This window comes from Streptomyces sp. ISL-66 (genome assembly GCF_018614135.1).
Taxonomy (GTDB): Bacteria; Actinomycetota; Actinomycetes; order Streptomycetales; family Streptomycetaceae; genus Streptomyces.
This window is the reverse complement of the sequence record NZ_JAGGOW010000013.1, coordinates 1-17,848: the sequence shown is the minus strand read 5'-3', so window position 1 is coordinate 17,848 and position 17,848 is coordinate 1. Positions and strand designations below refer to the sequence as shown.

The 17,848-nt window shown below is 69.4% G+C and carries 14 protein-coding genes and 2 pseudogenes; 7 read left to right on the top strand and 9 right to left on the bottom strand.

Annotated elements, in window-relative coordinates; translation table 11 throughout:
• Positions 1-16: 16 nt before the first annotated feature.
• Together J7E97_RS03260 and J7E97_RS03255 are read right to left on the bottom strand one after the other, a co-directional pair.
• A complete protein-coding gene (locus J7E97_RS03260; protein WP_308346285.1) occupies positions 17-1,009 on the bottom strand; it encodes an SGNH/GDSL hydrolase family protein in 993 nt (330 codons plus the stop codon).
• 244 nt (positions 1,010-1,253) lie between these two features.
• Positions 1,254-1,841 (bottom strand): TetR/AcrR family transcriptional regulator, encoded by a 588-nt coding sequence (locus J7E97_RS03255; RefSeq protein ID WP_215022011.1) that lies wholly within the window; start codon positions 1,839-1,841, stop codon positions 1,254-1,256.
• A 122-nt stretch (positions 1,842-1,963) separates the two neighbouring features.
• On the opposite strand from J7E97_RS03255, the gene J7E97_RS03250 reads away from it, so the two are divergent.
• The 3 genes from J7E97_RS03250 (at position 1,964) to J7E97_RS03240 (ending at position 5,215) form a co-directional block, all read left to right on the top strand.
• Complete coding sequence (locus J7E97_RS03250; RefSeq protein WP_215022009.1) at positions 1,964-3,556, top strand: MDR family MFS transporter; 1,593 nt, start codon at positions 1,964-1,966, stop codon at positions 3,554-3,556.
• 397 nt (positions 3,557-3,953) lie between these two features.
• Positions 3,954-4,784 carry a polysaccharide deacetylase family protein gene (locus J7E97_RS03245; protein ID WP_215022006.1) on the top strand — a complete coding sequence of 277 codons (831 nt, stop codon included), beginning with the start codon at positions 3,954-3,956 and terminating at the stop codon, positions 4,782-4,784.
• 110 nt (positions 4,785-4,894) lie between these two features.
• Positions 4,895-5,215, top strand: coding sequence for a nuclear transport factor 2 family protein (locus J7E97_RS03240; protein ID WP_215022004.1), 321 nt, complete (start codon positions 4,895-4,897; stop codon positions 5,213-5,215).
• A 116-nt stretch (positions 5,216-5,331) separates the two neighbouring features.
• On the opposite strand, the gene J7E97_RS03235 is transcribed toward J7E97_RS03240, so the two are convergent.
• Positions 5,332-6,483, bottom strand: a complete 1,152-nt coding sequence (locus J7E97_RS03235) for a serine hydrolase (protein WP_215022003.1) — start codon at positions 6,481-6,483, stop codon at positions 5,332-5,334.
• A 149-nt stretch (positions 6,484-6,632) separates the two neighbouring features.
• Between J7E97_RS03235 and J7E97_RS03230 the strand changes: the two genes are divergently transcribed.
• Positions 6,633-7,262 (top strand): hypothetical protein, encoded by a 630-nt coding sequence (locus J7E97_RS03230; RefSeq protein WP_215022001.1) that lies wholly within the window; start codon positions 6,633-6,635, stop codon positions 7,260-7,262.
• A 201-nt stretch (positions 7,263-7,463) separates the two neighbouring features.
• On the opposite strand, the gene J7E97_RS03225 is transcribed toward J7E97_RS03230, so the two are convergent.
• The 6 genes and pseudogenes from J7E97_RS03225 to J7E97_RS03200 form a co-directional block, all read right to left on the bottom strand.
• Complete coding sequence (locus J7E97_RS03225) at positions 7,464-8,753, bottom strand: extracellular solute-binding protein (protein WP_215021999.1); 1,290 nt, start codon at positions 8,751-8,753, stop codon at positions 7,464-7,466.
• A 303-nt stretch (positions 8,754-9,056) separates the two neighbouring features.
• Positions 9,057-9,674, bottom strand: a complete 618-nt coding sequence (locus tag J7E97_RS03220) for an SMI1/KNR4 family protein (RefSeq protein WP_215021997.1) — start codon at positions 9,672-9,674, stop codon at positions 9,057-9,059.
• Between the two features lie 59 nt (positions 9,675-9,733).
• Positions 9,734-10,135: a DUF192 domain-containing protein gene (locus J7E97_RS03215; protein ID WP_215021995.1), complete on the bottom strand. Its 402-nt coding sequence runs from the start codon at positions 10,133-10,135 to the stop codon at positions 9,734-9,736.
• Positions 10,136-10,474: 339 nt separating this feature from the next.
• Positions 10,475-11,095: pseudogene (locus J7E97_RS03210) on the bottom strand (aldo/keto reductase); the annotation flags it as partial.
• Between the two features lie 8 nt (positions 11,096-11,103).
• The gene (ltrA, locus tag J7E97_RS03205; protein WP_215021994.1) at positions 11,104-12,924 is read right to left on the bottom strand and encodes a group II intron reverse transcriptase/maturase; all 1,821 of its coding nucleotides are present in this window, start codon (positions 12,922-12,924) and stop codon (positions 11,104-11,106) included.
• 664 nt (positions 12,925-13,588) lie between these two features.
• Positions 13,589-13,963, bottom strand: a pseudogene (locus J7E97_RS03200) (aldo/keto reductase); the annotation flags it as partial.
• Between the two features lie 174 nt (positions 13,964-14,137).
• Between J7E97_RS03200 and J7E97_RS03195 the strand changes: the two are divergent.
• From J7E97_RS03195 to J7E97_RS03185, 3 genes are all read left to right on the top strand, one after another.
• Positions 14,138-14,899 (top strand): isoprenyl transferase, encoded by a 762-nt coding sequence (locus J7E97_RS03195; RefSeq protein WP_215021992.1) that lies wholly within the window; start codon positions 14,138-14,140, stop codon positions 14,897-14,899.
• Between the two features lie 438 nt (positions 14,900-15,337).
• Positions 15,338-16,654, top strand: coding sequence for a PhoH family protein (locus tag J7E97_RS03190; RefSeq protein WP_215021990.1), 1,317 nt, complete (start codon positions 15,338-15,340; stop codon positions 16,652-16,654).
• A gap of 397 nt (positions 16,655-17,051) precedes the next feature.
• A complete protein-coding gene (locus J7E97_RS03185; protein WP_215022044.1) occupies positions 17,052-17,768 on the top strand; it encodes a transglycosylase SLT domain-containing protein in 717 nt (238 codons plus the stop codon).
• Positions 17,769-17,848 lie beyond the last annotated feature (80 nt).

The window sequence follows — 17,848 nt, the reverse complement described above, 5'->3', positions numbered from 1 at the left end:
TGTGCACGGCCCCTCCTCACCTTCTGCTCGCCCCCAGACCCGTCAACGCCGCCGTGACGAGGTCCGCCTGGTGGGTGGCGCCGCGCAGGTTCGGGTACAGGGCGGTGCACGCCTCGCCCTGGGCCGGGATGGAGCGGCAGAGCTCGGAGGGTGGATCGCTCTGCTCGCCCGGCCCGGTCAGGCTGTCCTTGATCCCGTACATCCAGCGCCGCTCGCCCGTGGTGCATACCCCGTGGCCTGCGCTGGAGGCGTATGTGTCCACGAACGCGGCGCCGCCCCGCCGGGCCGAGTCCTTCAGGAGGGTGTTGACCCGGCGCTCCGTGGCGTCGAGCCAGGGCATGTCGCCCTTGGTGACGGTGCCGAGCTGATGCCAGGAGCCCCAGGAGCAGCCCGCGGCCTCGTCCACGATTGCCGGATATCCGACGACCGCGACCTTGGCGCGCGGTGCGCGCGCGTGGAGGTCCTTCAGTAGGGCCGTCAAGTCCGCCTCCAGGGAAGCGAAGCGCTCATCGAGCCGGGAGGCACCCTCGCCGCGCGTGTAGTGGGACGTGCACGGGGATCCCGTACCGAAAGAGGCGAGGCCCCGCTTCGCGCAGGCCTCGAGGATGTCGACGAAGCCCACGGAATTGCCGCCGATGCCGACCGTGACCAGATCGGTGGACGCGGAAACCGCTGCGGCCTGGGCCGGCTTGGAGGCCCAGCCACCCGCGGGGGGTACGGACGGCGGCCCCTTCAGCTCGGACTGCGGCCCCAGCAGCCCGGCTCTGACTTCGGCGGCGGAGCACGTGACATCGGTGAGCTTCACCTTGAGCCGCCGCGCCGCCTGGTGCGGGTAGTCGTGCTGGGAGCGGCCGCACCCGTCGGTGTTCCACGGGCGGACGAAGGAGCCCGCGCTGTACGAGTCACCCAGGGCGACGTAATCGAGGGTCGCCGCGGGTGCGGGCGGCGCGAGCGCGGTGGCGAAGAGCGCGGCAGCGGCGGTGGTGGTGGCGAGCGAGAGACGGATCACGGCGGTGCCCTTTGGCTCAGGCGCCGAGGCTCGTCCGCAGCGCACATCACCAAAAGTAGCGGAGATGATTACGGAGAGTGATGATGCGGGGTGGGGTTCGCTGGATCGAGTGAACGCCAGCGAATGCGAACGAAAACACCCCCGCCGAAACACCCCGCCGACACCCCCGCCTGAGGGGGAGGGGGAGGGGGCGCCGTCAGTGCCCGCGCCCCGCGGCCCCCGCGTCCTGCCGTCGCCCGCCCCCCTACGCGTGCAGTCGGTGCGCCTGCGTGATCAGGTCCGTGGCGACCTCCAGGGCGGCCTGCCGGGTCTCCTCGGGGTCGCCCTCCACGTGCTGGAGGAACATCATTCCCGCGTGCAGGGTGAAGAGGGCGCTCACGCAGCGGACCTGGTCGGCCAGCGGGGCGTCCTCCTGGCCCGTCCGCAAGAGCTCCACCAGGGCGAAGAGCCGCTTCTTCACGGTCTCGCCGATGCTCAGCTCCCGCAGTGACGCCTGGTTCTCCTGCATGAAGCGGTACAGCGAGGCGCCGCCCGCCATCGCTTCGCTGTAGCGGCGCAGGACCTCCTGCTTCATCTCCAGCGTGCGCGGCTGCTCCTCCGCCCACCGGATCAGCTCGTCGATGGGCCGCGTCAGGTCCTCGAACAGGCTGATGATGATGTCTTCCTTGGTCTTGAAGTGGTAGTAGAGCGCCGCCTTCGTGACGTCCAGCCGCTCCGCGATCTCACGCAGCGACGTCTTCTCGTACCCCTGCTCGGCGAAGAGCTCCAGCGCGACGTCCTGGATGCGCTGACGCGTGTTGCCGCGGCGCTGCTGCGGACTGCTGCTGGACATACGCTCCCCAAACTACTTACTTGACGCCCGGCTAGTTACGGGTCTACCTTCCCCAGTGTAGTGAACTAGCCGGGCGGCAAGTAAGTGCCAGGACCGGTGCACGTGTGCCAGGGGAGTGGAACATGGTGGAGAAGACGAAAAAGGCGGACACCTCCGAGGAGGTGAAGCCGCGCAGCGTACGGGTCGTCCTGATGGCCCTCATGATCGCGATGCTGCTGGCCATGCTCGACAACATGATCATCGGTACCGCGATGCCCACCATCGTCGGCGAGCTCGGCGGCCTGGAGCACCTCTCCTGGGTGGTCACCGCCTACACGCTGGCCACCGCGGCCTCCACCCCCATCTGGGGCAAGATCGGCGACATGTACGGGCGGAAGGGTTCCTTCCTCACCTCGATCGTCATCTTCCTGATCGGTTCGGCGCTCAGCGGCATGGCCCAGGACATGGGCCAGCTCATCGGCTTCCGCGCGGTCCAGGGCCTCGGCGCCGGCGGTCTGATGGTCGGCGTCATGGCGATCATCGGCGACCTGATCCCGCCCCGTGAGCGCGGCAAGTACCAGGGCATGATGGCCGGCGTGATGGCCCTCGCCATGATCGGCGGACCGCTGGTCGGCGGCACCATCACCGACCACATGGGCTGGCGCTGGTCCTTCTACATCAACCTCCCGCTCGGTGCCGTGGCCCTCGCCATGGTGACCGCGGTGCTGCACCTTCCCAAGAAGAAGGAGCAGGGGGAACGCCCGAGGATCGACTACCTCGGCGCCGCGCTGCTGACCATCGCGATCACCTCCACCGTCCTGGTCACCACTTGGGGCGGCACGGAGTACGCCTGGAGCTCCGCCGAGGTCATCGGCCTGATCGCCGTCGGCATCGTCTCCATCGCCGCATTCATCTACGTCGAGACCAAGGCCGCCGAGCCGGTCATGCCGCTGCACATCTTCCGCAGCCGCAACTTCACCCTGATGGCCGTCATCGGCTTCCTCGTCGGTTTCGCGATGTTCGGCGGCGTGCTCTACCTGCCGCTGTTCCAGCAGTCGGTCCAGGGCGCCTCGGCCACCAACTCCGGCCTGCTGCTCCTGCCGATGCTGCTCTCGATGATGGTCGTCTCGCTGATATCGGGCCGCGTCACCACGAACACCGGCAAGTACAAGGTCTTCCCGATCGTCGGCGGCGGGCTCATGGTCCTCGGGCTCTTCCTGCTCGCGACGATGGACACCGGCACCAGCCGCCTGATGTCGGGCGTGTACATGGCCGTCCTCGGCGCCGGTCTGGGCTTCCTGATGCAGATCACGATGCTGGTCGCGCAGAACAGCGTCGAGATGAAGGACATGGGCGTCGCGTCCTCCTCTGCGACCCTCTTCCGTACGCTCGGCGGTTCCTTCGGCGTGGCCCTCATGGGCTCGCTCTTCACCAGCCAGGTCACCGACACCATGACCGAGCGCCTCGGCCCCGAGGCGGCGGTCAAGGCCGGCTCGGCCCAGCTGGACGCGGCCAGCCTGGCCAAGCTGCCCGGCGTCGTCCGCGAGGCCTACCAGCACGCGGTGGCCGCCGGCACCCACTCGGCGTTCCTGCTCGGCGCGGGCATCGCGGTACTGGGCTTCGCGGCCGCCTGGTTCGTCAAGGAGGTCCCGCTGCGGGGCGCGGCCCCGGGCGGTGCCGCCGGCGGCACGGAGAAGGAAGCCTCCGCTGCGCAGGAGACCGCGGTCGCCCACTGAACCGGCGCGGGTGAGCCGCCCGTAGCCGCGTCACGCGACGCGAACACGAACGCGAACGCGAACACGAACGAACGGGCCCGGCCCGGTGGATGAACGGATCCACCGGGCCGGGCCCGTCCGTGTACGGGCTTGGTCGGCCGCGGCCGGGTGGCGGGCCCGCTGCGCGGAGCCTTCCCCCGCCCCGCCCCTTCCCCCGCCCCTTCCCCCGCCCCGCCCCGCCCCTTCCCGAAACCGGGCTCTGCCCGGACCCGCGCCTCAAACGCCGACGAGGCTGTGAGCAACCCCGGGGATCCATGGGCCATTCGGTTGGAACCCCTCCTCCCCCGGCCGGCGTCCTGACCAGTGCGAGCTCGCAAGGCGGACGTGGAACGGGGAGCGGGGACAACACATGGGGCTGATGGCGCGCATACGTACGCACACGCAAGGCATACGGGCCCGGATCGCCGTCGTCGCGGCGGCCGTGGCGGTGGCGGGAACGGTGTGGGGAGTGGCGACGGTCGTCGCACCGGACCACGGGACCCGCCACGAGAACGGCTCCCGGCAGACGGACGACCCCGCGAAGAACGGCGGCGCCACCGACCCGCGGGCGCCCGGGAATCCGGGGCAGGTCCCCGACGGCATAGCCCACGCGTCCGAGAGCGGCGGCAACGCGGTCAACATCACCATCGACGACGGACCCGACCCCCTCTGGACCCCGAAGGTGCTCGAAGTACTGAAGAAGTACGACGTGAAGGCGACCTTCTGCATGATCGGCCCACAGGCCAAGGCCCACCCCGACCTCGTCAAGAGGGTCGTGGCGGAGGGCAACCGGCTCTGCGACCACACCATGGACCACAACACGGCCATGGACAAGAAGCCGCTCGCCTTCCAGCGGCAGCAGATCCTCGAAGCGAAGAAGCTGATCGAAGAGGCCGCGGGCGGCGGGACGAAGGTGGAGTACTACCGGGCCCCCGGCGGTGCGTTCACCCCCGAGAGCCGGGCCCTGGCCGCCGCCCACGGCATGCGGCCGCTCGGCTGGAACATCGACAGCAAGGACTTCAGCAAGCCGGGCGCCGCCTCGATCGTCAGCACCGTCAAGTCCGAGATCGGCAACGGCCCGACCATCCTCTTCCACGACGGCGGCGGCAACCGCGCCCAGACCGTCGAAGCCCTCGACCAGGTCCTCGCCTGGCTGAAGGCGCAGGGCCGGCCGACCGGCTTCCCGGTCATCACGGGTCCCATCGCCTGACACGCCGTCGGGCGCGGGAGCCGGATGCGGCCCGCGCCCCCGGTCCGGCCGTACGGTGTTGCCGCCCGCGTACGCGCCGACGTACGGCCGCCGTCCAGGAGGACCCCGTGATGACCCCCGAGCAGCTGTCCGACTCCGCCGTCCGCGCCTTCGTCCGCGCCGTCAACGCGGGCGACCGGGAGGCCTTCGCCGCCGCCCTGACCGAGGGCGCGACCATGTCCGACGACGGGTCGGACCGGGACCTCGCCGCGTGGGCCGACAAGGAGATCTTCTCCGCCAACGGCCACATGGACGTCGTGTCCGAGTCCGACGCGGGACGCGCCCTCGTCGTCGACTACCGCAACGACACCTGGGGCTCGATGCGCACGGCCTGGCGCTTCACCGTCGCCGACGGCGGCCGGATCAGCCGGTTCGAAACCGGACAGGCGTAGCCGCCCGGGTCCGGGCCCGGCGCCTTGAGCCGGGCGGGCCTGCCGCCCGGCCCGAGACGCCCGGCCCGAGACGCCCGCCCCGCACCGCCCGGCACGATCCGGAAGGGACGGACGGCCTAACCCCGTCCCGCGTCCCCCGCCGCCTTCAGTACCGCCGCCGTCAGGGCGCCGTTCTCGTACGCCACGCCGCCCGGGAAGCCGAAGCGGCGGCGGGTGTAGCCGTACGCGACGCCCGTGGCCGGGTCGGCGAAGCCCTGGCCGCCCGCCGCGCCCGAGTGCCCGAAGGCCGCCGGGCCCACCGCGGGCTGCCGCTCGAAGCCCAGGGCGAAGTGGTCGCTCTCCGTCGTCACCCGGTCCGGGCCCAGCTCCGCCCCGTGCGGCCGGGCCACCTCGGCCGCCGTGCGCGGGGTCAGCAGCGCGGGCCGGCCGTCGAGCACGCCGATCGCCGCCGCGTACAGGGCGGCGACGCCCCGCGCGGAGCCCATGCCGCCCGCCGAGGCGGGGCCGAGGGCCCGCACCCGCGGGTGGTTGGCGAAGGTGACCAGGTCCATCGGCTGGTCGCGGTGCTGGTTGAACGCCACCGGCTGCAGCTCCGGCGCGCGCGCCGCGCCCGCCGCGCGCAGGGCGGCCTGGGCCGGCGTCAGCACCGTGTCCAGGACCGGCTTCCAGCGCTCCCCGAGCGCCTCGGGCAGCCCCATGTACAGGTCGATGCCGAACGGCGCGCGGATCCGCTCCTCGTAGACCTCCTGCAGCGAGCGCCCCGTCGCCCGCCGCACCACCTCGCCCGTCAGCGCGCCGATGACGGAGGCGTGGTAGCCGTAGGCCGTCCCCGGCTCCCAGCGCGGCTTCTGCCCGGCCAGCCGCGCCGCGATCAGCGCGTCGTCCGCGATCTCCTCGTAGTCGAAGCCCTCGTCCGTGTTGACCAGCCCGGCCTGGTGCGCGACCAGCTGCCGCACCGTCAGCCCCTCCTTGCCGTCCCCCGTGAACTCCGGCCAGTACGCCGACACCGGCCGGTCCAGCTCCAGTACGCCGTCCTGCGCGAGCAGCGCGACGACGAGGTGGGCCGCGCCCTTGGTGATCGAGAAGACCCCGCTCAGGGTGTCCGCGCCGGTGTCCTCGCCCGCCCACAGGTCGACGACGCGCCGACCGCGGTGGTACACCGCCAGCTGTGCCTCCGGCGAGATCCGCTCGGCCGCCACGAAGGCTCCGAACTCCTCGCGCACCGGCTCCCAGCCCGCCGCCACCGTGCCGTTCACGTTCACCGTCATGCGTTCCCCCTGGTCTGCCCGGGCGTTGTCCCCGGGTCGGTTTCCGCAGGCGCCAACACGGCCCCGACCACGCGGTATTCCGGACCCCGTACGGGTGAAAGGCCGCCCGGCCTCGTTCCGGCCCGCCGCGGGGCCCCGTTGGAACGGGCATGAAGCCCACCCGCATCGCCGCCCTCGCCCTCGCCACCGCCGCCGCGGCCCTCGCCCCGGCCCTCGGGCAGGGCGCCGCCACCGCCGCGGACGGCACGTCGTACCTACAGGACCCGAGCGGAGGGGAGAAGGCGATGAAGTCGATGTGGACCAAGGACGGCATGCACAAGGTGGAAGCGCAGTTCCGCTTCCGGCCCGGCATCCAGTACGAGACGGTCACCCGCCCCGGTCCCAAGGGCGCCGAATCCTACGAGCGCAAGGTTCCCGACCCGAAGACCCTCGCCTGGGAGCCGGGGTACGAGTTCGCGTGGTCGGTGGCGGACTCGCAGGGGGTCAAGAAGGTGCTGACGACGAAGGACGGCAAGCAGGCGATCGTCGTGCACGCGGTGCTGCGCGACGCGCGGCGCGCCAAGGCCGCCGAGGTCCACCAGGAGCTGACCGGCCGCCCCGCGACGGGCCGTACGAAGGTCCCGGGCGGCAAGCGCATCGCGTGCGACACGGGCAAGTACACGGTGGAGTGGTCGCTCACGCGCACCGGCTACGGCACCCTCACCGGCTCCCTCCCGTGGGACTCCAGCTGCGAGCAGTACCGCACGGCCTTCCGCCCCGAGAACCAGGGCGCCAGCTAGAACCGGCCTGCGGGGCGCCTTGTGGGCGCTCGGTGGGCAGGCGGGTGGGCCGCGGCCCGGGGTCGGGGGCCGCACAGCCGTGGTGCCGCGCGGGGATGGGCCGCGGCAGGGGCGTTCGGGCGGGATGCCGGCGGGGAGGCGGGCGGGGTACGTCGGGAAGGCGGGCGGGATACGTCGGGGAAGGCGCCGGGGGAGGGGCCGTCAGCGGTTCTTGGATTCCTCGCGGGCCTTCGCGGCGATCTCCTCCAGGACGGCCTTGGGGTCGCCGCTCGGGTCCACGGCCCGCCCGATGTTGCGCTTGATGGTGTCGCTGATCGTCACCCAGGACGGGTCGTTGACCGGGTAGAGCTGCGCGACGCGCAGGGCGCTGAGGAACTGCTCGTCGTTCTTGTCCAGGCCGCCGCCGGCCAGGGCGCGCGAGGCGGTGGTGGTGGACGGCAGCAGGTGGTAGCGGCCGGCGAAGTCGGACAGGATCCTGTCCTGGTAGACGAAGCTCAGGAACCTGCCGATCTCCTCGCGGTGGCCGTTCTGCTTGAACGCCATCATCCAGTCGGCCACGCCCACGGTCGGCGGGGCCTCCCCGGACCCCAGGTTCTCCGAGACGGGCATCGCGACGGCCTCGACCGAGATGCCCTTGGCGCGGGCCTCGTGGGCGAGCGAGGGATAGCCGTTGAGCATGCCGACCTCGCCGCGCGTGAAGGCGGTGAAGGCGTCGGCCCGGTTGAGCTGCGACGGCGCGGTGGGGCCGAGCAGGCCGGGGGCGACCAGGTTGTCCTTGATCCACTTGAAGGTATAGATGTTCTGCTCGGAGGCCAGGCTGTAGTTGCCGCTGTTGTCGGCGTACCCGCCGCCGTTGCTGAGCTCCCAGATCATCGCCTCGGCATGCGCCTCCTCGGGGCCCAGGGGCATCGCGTACGGGTACTTCACGCCCTTGTCCTTGAGCGCCTTGGCGGCGGCCTTGAGCTCCCCCCACGTCTTGGGGGCGGTCTTGATGCCCGCCTGCGCGAACAGGGTCTGGTTGTAGAAGAGCAGGCGACTGCTCGCCACGAAGGGCAGGCCGTAGAGGGTGTTGTGGACGGATCCGGCCTCGGCGAGCGGCTGGAGGAAGTTCGCCTCGGCGGTGACCGAGAAGAGCTCGCCCGCCGAATAGAGCTTGTCCTGCGCCGCGAAATCCGAGTAAGCCCCCATGAGGGCCATGTCCGGCGCCTTCCCGGCCTTGACCATGCGGGAGACTTCGCGGTCGATGTCGGCCCACGGAAGCAGCTGTACCTGGACCTTGATGCCCGGGTTGGCAGCGGTGAAATCGGCGGTCGCCTTGTCCCAGAAAGCCTTGGAACTGTTGGCCGGGCCGTCGCCGTATTCGGCGGCGACGAGGTGCAGCGTACCGCTGTCATCTGCACCGCTTCCCGCGGAGCCGCCGCATCCGGCGAGCGGTATCAGCAGGCCGAGCGCGACCGCGGTGGCGGCCGTGCCGAAGATTCTTCGTCGCACGGGAGTATTCCCCTGATTTTCTTTTGAGTCTCGTTGTTACTTATGGGTTGCTCCGGGCCGTCGTGTCCCACAGTGGCCCGTTGGCCGGAATTCTCTCCTGCGGGATGGCGGTTGGTTCCATTGGGTCGGCACTTGTGGTCAATGCTCCAACTGCGGCCTTTCCGAATGGTGTTTTCCGATATGCGGTCAACAATTCGGACGCGCGTAGACATGCCGAAACACCCGTTCCGGCCGGGGAGGGCCGCGAAAACGGGTTCGGGGGGTTCGGGGGTTCGGGGGTCGGGCGGGGCTCCGGGGGGAGCGTCAGTCGGCGAAGTCGCCCGCGTACGGGTCGGGCTCGCCCGTCTCGGGGTTGCGGCCCTCCTGCCAGCGGCGCTGGGCCTTCCGCCAGTGCACGAAGCTGAGGTGGCCGCCGTCCCAGAAGGTGATGCTGACCGGGCTCACGTCGAACTCGTCGGAGCACAGCCGGTACAGGAACTCGCCCATGCCGTACGGGTACACCGCGAAGGAGTCGGCGGTGCGCCGGCCGACCACCAGGACGGGCCAGCGGTCCGGGTCCGGGTCGGTCGTGAGCCAGCACAGGATGTCGGAGCCGCCCGTGACGCCCCAGGCGAGGATCGACTCGGGGTCCACGTCGAAGGCGGCGCGGCCGCCCTGCGCCTCCCAGATCCGGCGGGCGTTGGCCGTCTCCTCCGCCATCTGCGCCGGGTCCCACTGGAGGCCGGGCTTGGGCAGCGGCAGCAGCACGCTCGCCTCGCCGTTGATCGAACCGGCGCCGAAGCGACCCATGAAGGCGATGAAATCGGCGGGGAAACGGTTGCCCCAGACGGCCTCGGCCGCCTGCCAGTCGATGTCCTCGTCGGCTCCGTGGGTCGCCGGCATGATCTGTTCTAGCGCTTTGACGCGCACGTTCTCGGTCATGCCGCTCCCCTGCCACCCCAGCTCAACCGCCCCAACCTACCGCCGGCGGGGGACAGCGCCTAGCGCGAGTCGGGACGGAGCCGCAATACGGACCCCACCGCCAGCCCCCAGGCGGCCATGGCGCCCGCTTCGGCCTCCAGGACGTGGCGGGCCCGCGGCCGCGGCAGGCCGAGCCGTCCCGGGGCCATGGTGGTCAGCGCGATGACCCTGAGGTTGCGGTCCAGGTGGGCGACATCGATGGCGAAGCGCATCCGGAAGGTGTGGACGCTCGCCGCCGGAGTGAGCAGCATGGCCCCCTCGATGCCGTCCCGTCCCAGCAGCCCGCGCGTGCGGGCCGCGTACGAGGCCGCGACCTCGACGCGCACCTCGGCCGGAGTCTCCGCCGGGCCGTCCGCCGGGCCGCCCGCCGGCCCGATGTCGAGCGTCGCCCCGCCGTCGCGCCAGTGCCGCCTGATCCCCATGCCGGCCAGGGTAGGGCGTCGGGCGTCAAGGCGGCGCGTGGACGGGGTCCCTCGTGGGGGTAGGGCCGCGCGGTTCTCCGTACGGGCCCGCGCGCCTGCTCCGAACGGGCTCGGGCCCAGCTCCCGCAAGGCCTCCGGGGCTGTCCCGGGGTGGCTCCGAAGGTGCTGGCGACTCAGCTCAGTGCTGCTGGACGGCTTCGGAGCGTAGTCATAGGGCGCCAATGCACGCAGCAGGCTTTACGAAGGGTTATGGTGGAACCCCCCCCTCGGGCCGGTCCGTATCCCCCCCACGGACCGGCCCGTTTTTTGTTCTCCGCGGGCCGGGGGCAAAGCCGCAGGTCAGCCCCGCTGGGCCCAGATGTTGGCGCCCGGGGTGGACACCGCGAAGGAGTCGATCTCCTTCAACTCCTGCTCCGAGAGCGGTGCTCCGGACAGGGAAGCCACGTTCTCCTCGAGCTGCTTCACGCTCGACGCGCCGATCAGCGCCGAGGTCATCCGCTCGTCCCGCAGCACCCAGTTCAGCGCGAGCTGCGCCAGGCTCTGCCCGCGCCTTGCCGCGATGTCGTTCAGGCCCCTCAGGCGGCGCAGGACCTCGTCCGAGAGCAGGTCCGGGTTCAGGGACTTGCCCTGCGTGGCGCGCGAGCCCTCCGGAATGCCCTGGAGGTACTTGCCCGTCAGCAGTCCCTGCGCGAGCGGGACGAAGGAGATGCAGCCCATGCCGGCGTCCTCCAGGGTGTCCAGCAGGCCGTCCTCCTCCGTCCAGCGGTTGATCATGGAGTAGGAGGGCTGGTGGATGAGCGGCCGGACGCCCATCTCGCGCAGGATCCGCGCGGCCTCGGCCGTCTGCTCCGCCGTGTAGGAGGACACGCCCACGTACAGCGCCTTGCCCTGCTGGACCGCGGACGCGAGCGCGCCCATGGTCTCCTCCAGCGGGGTGTCCGGGTCGAAGCGGGTCGGGTAGCCAGGGGTCATTGCTGAACCCCCGGCCCCCTCAGAACCGGGCGTGCGGCTTTCACCGCACCCGGCTCAAGCACGTCCTGTGGGCTGCTCTGCGCCTTGCCCTCAAGGGCATGGCGCTGGTGGTGGCACTGCGTGTGCAGGAGCACCAGGTTCTTGTAGTCGTTGGTCCCGCCGTGCACCCGATGGATCTTGTGGTGCACGTTCAGGGCCTTTCGGCGCGCGTCGAACCAGGCGATCCAGTCGTGGACGTTGTCCGGTTCGAACTCTGCGCCTTCTACAAGATCCAGACCGCATTCCGGGCAGAGACCCTTCTGCTTCGCTGCCAGAGACTGGAGAAACTTGCTCTCCGTCTCCAACTTGCTCCGCTTGCTGGCCCTGTCCTTCCAGTACTGCGTCAGCGCCGGGTCATCCTTCGAATGTGAATCCATGACCGGGACGTGACGGACGATCTTCGTGTGGGTTGCCGGAGTGATGTACCCCGCGTCGTCCCCGAAGATCCAGCGGTTCTTACTTCCCTTGATCCGCTGTTTCCAGTAGTGGTTGGCGATCCAGACCCTTCCCTTCCTCCTGTGGTTCCTGTTCGCCCACTGCCATAGCTGGTTGAACAGAAGCCAGTCGAGGTGTTTGAAGGCATCCTTTGAACTCCACGGCCGGTAGTACGCGGTCCATCCCCGGATGAACGAGTTCACGTGGCCAATCAGACGCTTGGTTTCGTGTCCCCGGTTCTCCCGGATGATTTCCCTGATACGTGCCGCAGCTTTCTTCATGGCGTCCTTGCTCGGCCTGATGAGAGTTACGCCGTTGCTGTACCGGCGGACGTTGCCCCCCAGGAAGTCAAAGCCTTCGGTGAGGTGGACGACTCGCGTCGTTTCCTCGTTGAAGGCCACCCCCCTCGGTTTGAACCATTCCGCCAGCCGTCGCTTTGACTCATACGCCTGCTCCTCCGTGTGACACATGACCACGAAGTCGTCCGCGTATCTCACCAGTGCGGGAGAGTCTTCCTTGACTGCCCTGTGGGCACCCTTCTTGCGGTAGACCACACCCGCTGCCTTTTCCATCCCGTGGAGGGCAATGTTCAGGAGAAGAGGACTGATGACGCCACCCTGCGGAGTTCCCTCCGTGGTGGGCGCGAACTTCCCCTTGTCCATTACCCCCGCCTTCAGCCATCCCAGGATCATTTCCCTTCCGGGGAACTTTCCGAGGGACGTCATCAGGTGCTGGTGGCTGATGCCGTCGAACGCCGCCGAAAGGTCGGCGTCCAGCACCCACACCCTGTGGGCCTGCTTCTTGCCAGCGATCTGGTAGATCGCTGCCATCGCGTCGTGGCAGCCCCGTCCGGGGCGGAAGCCGTAGCTCCTCGCCTCGAAGCGGGCCTCCCACTCGGGCTCCAAGGCGTTCTTGACCCTGGCCTGCTGTACCCGGTCACGGATGACCGGGATGCCCAGCGGCCTGGTCTTGCCGTTGGCCTTCGGGATGTAAACACGCTTTACCGGTGACGACTTCACGTTCTTCTCCGCGATCAGATGCCTCGCGAGGAGGCTCCTTTCCTGCGGAGTGAGCGCTGTGTCGCCATCCACGCCGGCCGTCTTTCGCCCCCGGCTCACCTGCGTTACCCGCCGGACACTCAGCAGAGTGTTCGCCGTCGAGCGCAACATGAGCTTCTGGAGGTTCCTGACCTTCGGCATGTCGTATTCCTGAGCAGCCTTGAAGATCCTCTGCCTAAGCCTTCTTACGTCCGCATCCACCCGGTTCCAGTCAATGCTGTGCCAGGTTTCGGCGTCGTCGCCGGTTTCGTTCCAGAAGGACTTCCGTCCCGCGTTCTCGTCCATCTGTCCTCCCTGTCTAACGTGCACCGTCGTTATGTCGGCGTTGGTTTGCTGGTTCTTCAAGGACGAACCTGGTCCGCGTGGGCCCCCTTTCGGGTCCGGCCATGAGGCCGGTATCCACCAGGTTATAGCTGGAGGGTGGAGACCCTTTGTCCAGCCTTTCCCCTGAGCTTTCGCCCCAGTGGCATTCGCTTCTCGGACCATCCTGCGCCCGCAGAGGTTCTGTGCCTTTGTTGCCTCCGGCCTACCCCCATTTCTGGGGGACCTCTACGGGGTTGTCTAGTTCCACACAACCAAGTTGCGTTCGGGGTGGGTGCCGTCTCTATCCCGGGAGCCACGGTGACCTATCCGCGCCTTCACAGCCAGCTTGGCGGATCGTGTAAGGGAATCTCACCCTCTGCTCCTTTTCCGCCCGGCTACAACCCACTAGGGCGGTTCGTTCTTTACGAGACCTCAATGACGATTCACTTACGTTCACCCGTCCGAACTTCCACCGGACCCGTACCGTCGCAGTGGACGCTTCGGCCTTCGGTCACGAACTCAGGCTTCACACGAAAGGATTACTCCCGACGCATGCTGAGCGGTGGACGGTCCGTTGGTCACAGGACCGGCCCGCCCTTATCTCCTTCCGGGCAGGCCCTTGATTGTGCGACTTCTAGCCGCACTGCGAGTAGAAGATGTCGACGTAGTCGACGCCCATCCGCTTCAGCGACGCGTCCAGCGACCCGAGCAGGTACTTGCGGCTGCCCCACTCGCCGTACGGCCCCTCGTGCATCAGGTAGCCGGCCTTGGTGGAGAGCACCAGCTCCTCGCGGTGGGGCGCGAAGTCCTGGGCGAAGATCTTGCCGAAGTTGAGCTCGGCCGAGCCGGGGGGCGGGCCGTAGTTGTTGGCCAGGTCGAAGTGGGTGACGCCGAGGTCGAAGGCCCGGCGCAGGATCGCCCGCTGGGACCCGAGGGACTTGTCGTCGCCGAAGTTGTGCCAGAGGCCCAGCGAGATGGCGGGGAGCTTGAGGCCGCTGCGGCCGGTGCGCCGGTACTCCATGGAGTCGTAGCGCGAGGGCTCTGCCCGATAGGGATTGTTTTCAGTCACGATGTCCTCCCTATCACGTACTTGTGACGGGACCGAGTTGGGTGCCCGATCCCGCCGCGCAGTAATGTGGCGGACTTGGGGGACCGCATTCCGCACGGGGGCATTGCTCGGAGGGGCTGGAAGATCGTGAAGCTGCGCGACCTGGTGTACAGGCTCTACGCACGCCGGGTGGAAGGCCGTCTCGACCACGACGCGGCGCCCAAGCACATCGGCGTCATTCTGGACGGGAACCGCCGCTGGGCGAAGGCGTCCGGAGGCACCACGGAACAGGGCCACCAGGCCGGGGCCGACAAGATTTCCGAGATGCTGGGCTGGTGCACCGAGACGGACGTCGAGGTCGTCACCCTGTGGATGCTCTCCACGGACAACCTGGACCGGCCCGAGGTCGAGCTCCGCCCGCTGCTCAACATCATCGAGAACACCGTGCGGGGCCTCGCCGGCGACGGCCGCTGGCGCGTCCACCACGTCGGCAACCTCGACATCCTGCCCGCCGGGACGCAGACCGTCCTGAAGGAGGCCGAGGAAGCCACCCACGGCGTCGACGGCATACTCGTCAACGTCGCGGTCGGCTACGGCGGCCGCCAGGAGATCGCCGACGCGGTCCGCTCCCTCCTGCTGGAGCACGCGTCGAAGGGCACCTCCTTCGAGGAGCTCGCCGAGATCCTCGACATCGACCACATCGCGGAGCACCTCTACACGCGCGGCCAGCCCGATCCGGACCTGGTGATCCGCACCAGCGGCGAGCAGCGGCTGTCCGGATTCATGCTGTGGCAGAGCGCGCATTCCGAGTACTACTTCTGCGAAGTCTTCTGGCCCGCCTTCCGCAAGGTCGACTTCCTGCGCGCCCTGCGCGACTACGCCGCCCGCCACCGGCGCTACGGCACCTGACCCACCCGCCAGCCCCTCGCGTACGGCGCGGCAACGCTCCTGACCTGCGGCTGCCCGGCGTCCCCGCGGCGTCCAGCACCGGTGGCGGCGGACCCGGCGCGCTCCCCGGCGCGCGCCGGGTCCGTGCCCCGGCACGCCCCTGCCGGTCCCCGGGACCCCTCCGCCCGAGGCCTTCACCTGGGATTCACCGAGCGTCCGTCATATGCCGTGGCATGGCTGGACCCATTCGGGGAATATCCCTTGCAGGTCGATGCCCGATCCACGGGTATCGAGTCTCAGCGGACGGCATGGGGCCGTCCGCCCGGGAGGCCCTTTGCACCAGGACGCACGTGCGGTTCGCACGGCCGGAGTGGAGGGCCGGGAGTCGGCCCGCGCAGGGGTGCCGATGACCGGTCCGGTCTTCATGGCCCGACCTCTTCCGAGGGGGTACGTCCTTCCGTGGTGACCAGCACTAAGAGCCGCCTGCCCGACAGGCGGACCTACGTCCTCGACACCAGCGTTCTGCTGGCAGACCCCAACGCGATCTCCCGGTTCGACGAGCACGAGGTCGTGCTCCCGATCGTGGTGATCACCGAGCTGGAGGCAAAGAGGCACCATCCCGAACTCGGCTACTTCGCCCGTCAGGCCCTGCGCCTGCTCGATGAGTTCCGGGTCCTCCACGGTCGCCTCGACGCCCCCATCCCGCTGGGCGATCTCGGCGGCACCCTGCGTGTCGAGCTCAACCACTCCGACCCGAGCGTCCTGCCCGCGGGCTTCCGGTTGGGGGACAACGATTCGCGGATCCTCGCGGTCGCCCGCAACCTGCAGGCCGAGGGGTACGACGTCACGGTCGTCTCGAAGGACCTCCCCCTGCGCATCAAGGCCTCCTCCGTGGGCCTGATGGCCGAGGAGTACCGTGCCGAGCTCGCGATCACGGACGCCGGCTGGACCGGCATGAGCGAGCTCGCCCTTTCCGGCGAGCAGGTGGACCTCCTGTACTCGCAGGAGCGCCTGTACGTGCCGGAGGCCGCGGAACTGCCCGTGCACACCGGGCTCGTCCTGCAGTCCGAGCGCGGCAAGGCGCTCGGCCGGGTCACGGCCGACGGGAACGTCAAGCTCGTACGGGGTGACCGCGAGGCCTTCGGGCTGCACGGCCGCAGCGCCGAGCAGCGGATCGCGCTCGACCTCCTCCTCGATCCCGAGATCGGGATCCTCTCGATGGGCGGCCGGGCCGGCACCGGGAAGTCGGCGCTGGCGCTGTGCGCGGGCCTGGAGGCCGTACTGGAGCGGAGGCAGCATCAGAAGGTCATGGTCTTCCGGCCGCTGTACGCGGTCGGCGGCCAGGACCTCGGCTACCTCCCCGGGGACGCCTCCGAGAAGATGAGCCCCTGGGCGCAGGCGGTCTTCGACACGCTCTCGGCGGTCGCCGGGCGCGAGGTCATCGAGGAGGTGCTGAACCGGGGGATGCTGGAGGTCCTGCCGCTCACGCACATCCGCGGCCGCTCGCTGCACGACGCCTTCGTGATCGTGGACGAGGCGCAGTCGCTGGAGCGGAACGTCCTGCTGACCGTTCTGTCCCGGATCGGGGCCAATTCGCGGGTGGTTCTCACCCACGACGTGGCCCAGCGGGACAACCTGCGGGTCGGCCGGTACGACGGAGTCGTCGCCGTGGTCGAGAAGTTGAAGGGGCATCCGCTCTTCGCGCACGTCACGCTGACCCGCTCCGAGCGGTCCCCGATCGCCGCGCTGGTCACCGAGATGCTGGAGAACCTCTAGCCACGAAGGGGCTAAAAGCCCCATAGCGGGAAGGCGAGTTGGCGCCGCCCGGCAAAAGGCCCAGGAGCCTAGCCGGGCGGCGCCTTCGTGCACAGGGCTTTGGCGAAAACAACGGTGACGTACCAGGTGTGACCTTTCCCACGCAACGGATAATTGCCCTGCGGCGTCGAGGTCCGGCAGAGTCTGTTTTCCGTCAGGCCCCGCATACGGCACACCTGTATCTCCCGTGAGATGCGCGCAGTACCACTAACTCCACAGCCGATCGCCGTATGCCGCCCGGAGCATCACGCGGCACTCCCGCAAGGGAGTTGCCCACGGGCCCGCGCCTCCAGTGACCGCACCACCACGGAGGCCAGTGTCGAGGGGCACTATTGCGCCCGCGCGGTCACTGCGGACGCTGCTGGAAGGACACCGTGTGAGCCGGATCTCGGTTCGGGGATTCGCCGTGGCTTCAGCCACTGCGGTCACCACCGTCGGCGCAGTCGTGGGCGTTGCCACCGGCGACCCCACCTCGAACGATCTCGAGACGACCGCGTCCGGGACGACCCTCCTCACTGACATTCCGGTCGGCGAGCAGGCACAGGTCCAGAACGCGTCCCTGACGCAGCAGGCCGACGCCATCGCCCACGCCGCCGACGTCGACGCCAAGCGCTCGGCGGAGGAGGCGGCCCGCATCCAGGCCGCCCAGGACGCCAAGTCGAAGAAGGCCGACGCGCAGAAGGCCGCGGACGAGAAGGCGAAGAAGGAGCGCGAGGAGAAGGAGCAGGCCGCCAGCCGGTCCGCCTCCCGCGACGGATCCGACTTCGCGCCGCAGGGCTCGTACACGGTCGCCCAGGTCAAGGCCATCGCCCAGCAGATGGTCCCGGCGGGGCAGTTCCAGTGCTTCTCCAAAATCATCAACCAGGAATCCACCTGGAACTACCAGGCCGTGAACAAGTCCTCCGGGGCTTACGGTCTCGTCCAGGCCCTGCCCGGTTCGAAGATGGCCTCGGCCGGCGCCGACTGGCGCACCAACCCCGCCACCCAGATCGAGTGGGGTCTCAACTACATGAACGGCCGCTACGGCAGCCCCTGCGGAGCCTGGAACTTCCACCAGGCGAACGGCTGGTACTAGCCGACCGGACGAGGAGCGTGCCCGCGCGCCCCGGTCCCGAAGAGCCCCGCACCGTCCTACGGATGCTGTTGGTTAATCCG

What these genes read in the sequence shown, in the direction of transcription:
- J7E97_RS03255 (WP_215022011.1), bottom strand. Translation starts at nt 1,841, where the DNA reads ATGTCCAGCAGCAGTCCGCAGCAGCGCCGCGGCAACACGCGTCAGCGC.
- J7E97_RS03250 (WP_215022009.1), top strand. Translation starts at nt 1,964, where the DNA reads ATGGTGGAGAAGACGAAAAAGGCGGACACCTCCGAGGAGGTGAAGCCG.
- J7E97_RS03245 (WP_215022006.1), top strand. Translation starts at nt 3,954, where the DNA reads ATGGCGCGCATACGTACGCACACGCAAGGCATACGGGCCCGGATCGCC.
- J7E97_RS03240 (WP_215022004.1), top strand. Translation starts at nt 4,895, where the DNA reads ATGACCCCCGAGCAGCTGTCCGACTCCGCCGTCCGCGCCTTCGTCCGC.
- J7E97_RS03235 (WP_215022003.1), bottom strand. Translation starts at nt 6,483, where the DNA reads ATGACGGTGAACGTGAACGGCACGGTGGCGGCGGGCTGGGAGCCGGTG.
- J7E97_RS03230 (WP_215022001.1), top strand. Translation starts at nt 6,633, where the DNA reads ATGAAGCCCACCCGCATCGCCGCCCTCGCCCTCGCCACCGCCGCCGCG.
- J7E97_RS03220 (WP_215021997.1), bottom strand. Translation starts at nt 9,674, where the DNA reads ATGACCGAGAACGTGCGCGTCAAAGCGCTAGAACAGATCATGCCGGCG.
- J7E97_RS03215 (WP_215021995.1), bottom strand. Translation starts at nt 10,135, where the DNA reads ATGGGGATCAGGCGGCACTGGCGCGACGGCGGGGCGACGCTCGACATC.
- ltrA (WP_215021994.1), bottom strand. Translation starts at nt 12,924, where the DNA reads ATGGACGAGAACGCGGGACGGAAGTCCTTCTGGAACGAAACCGGCGAC.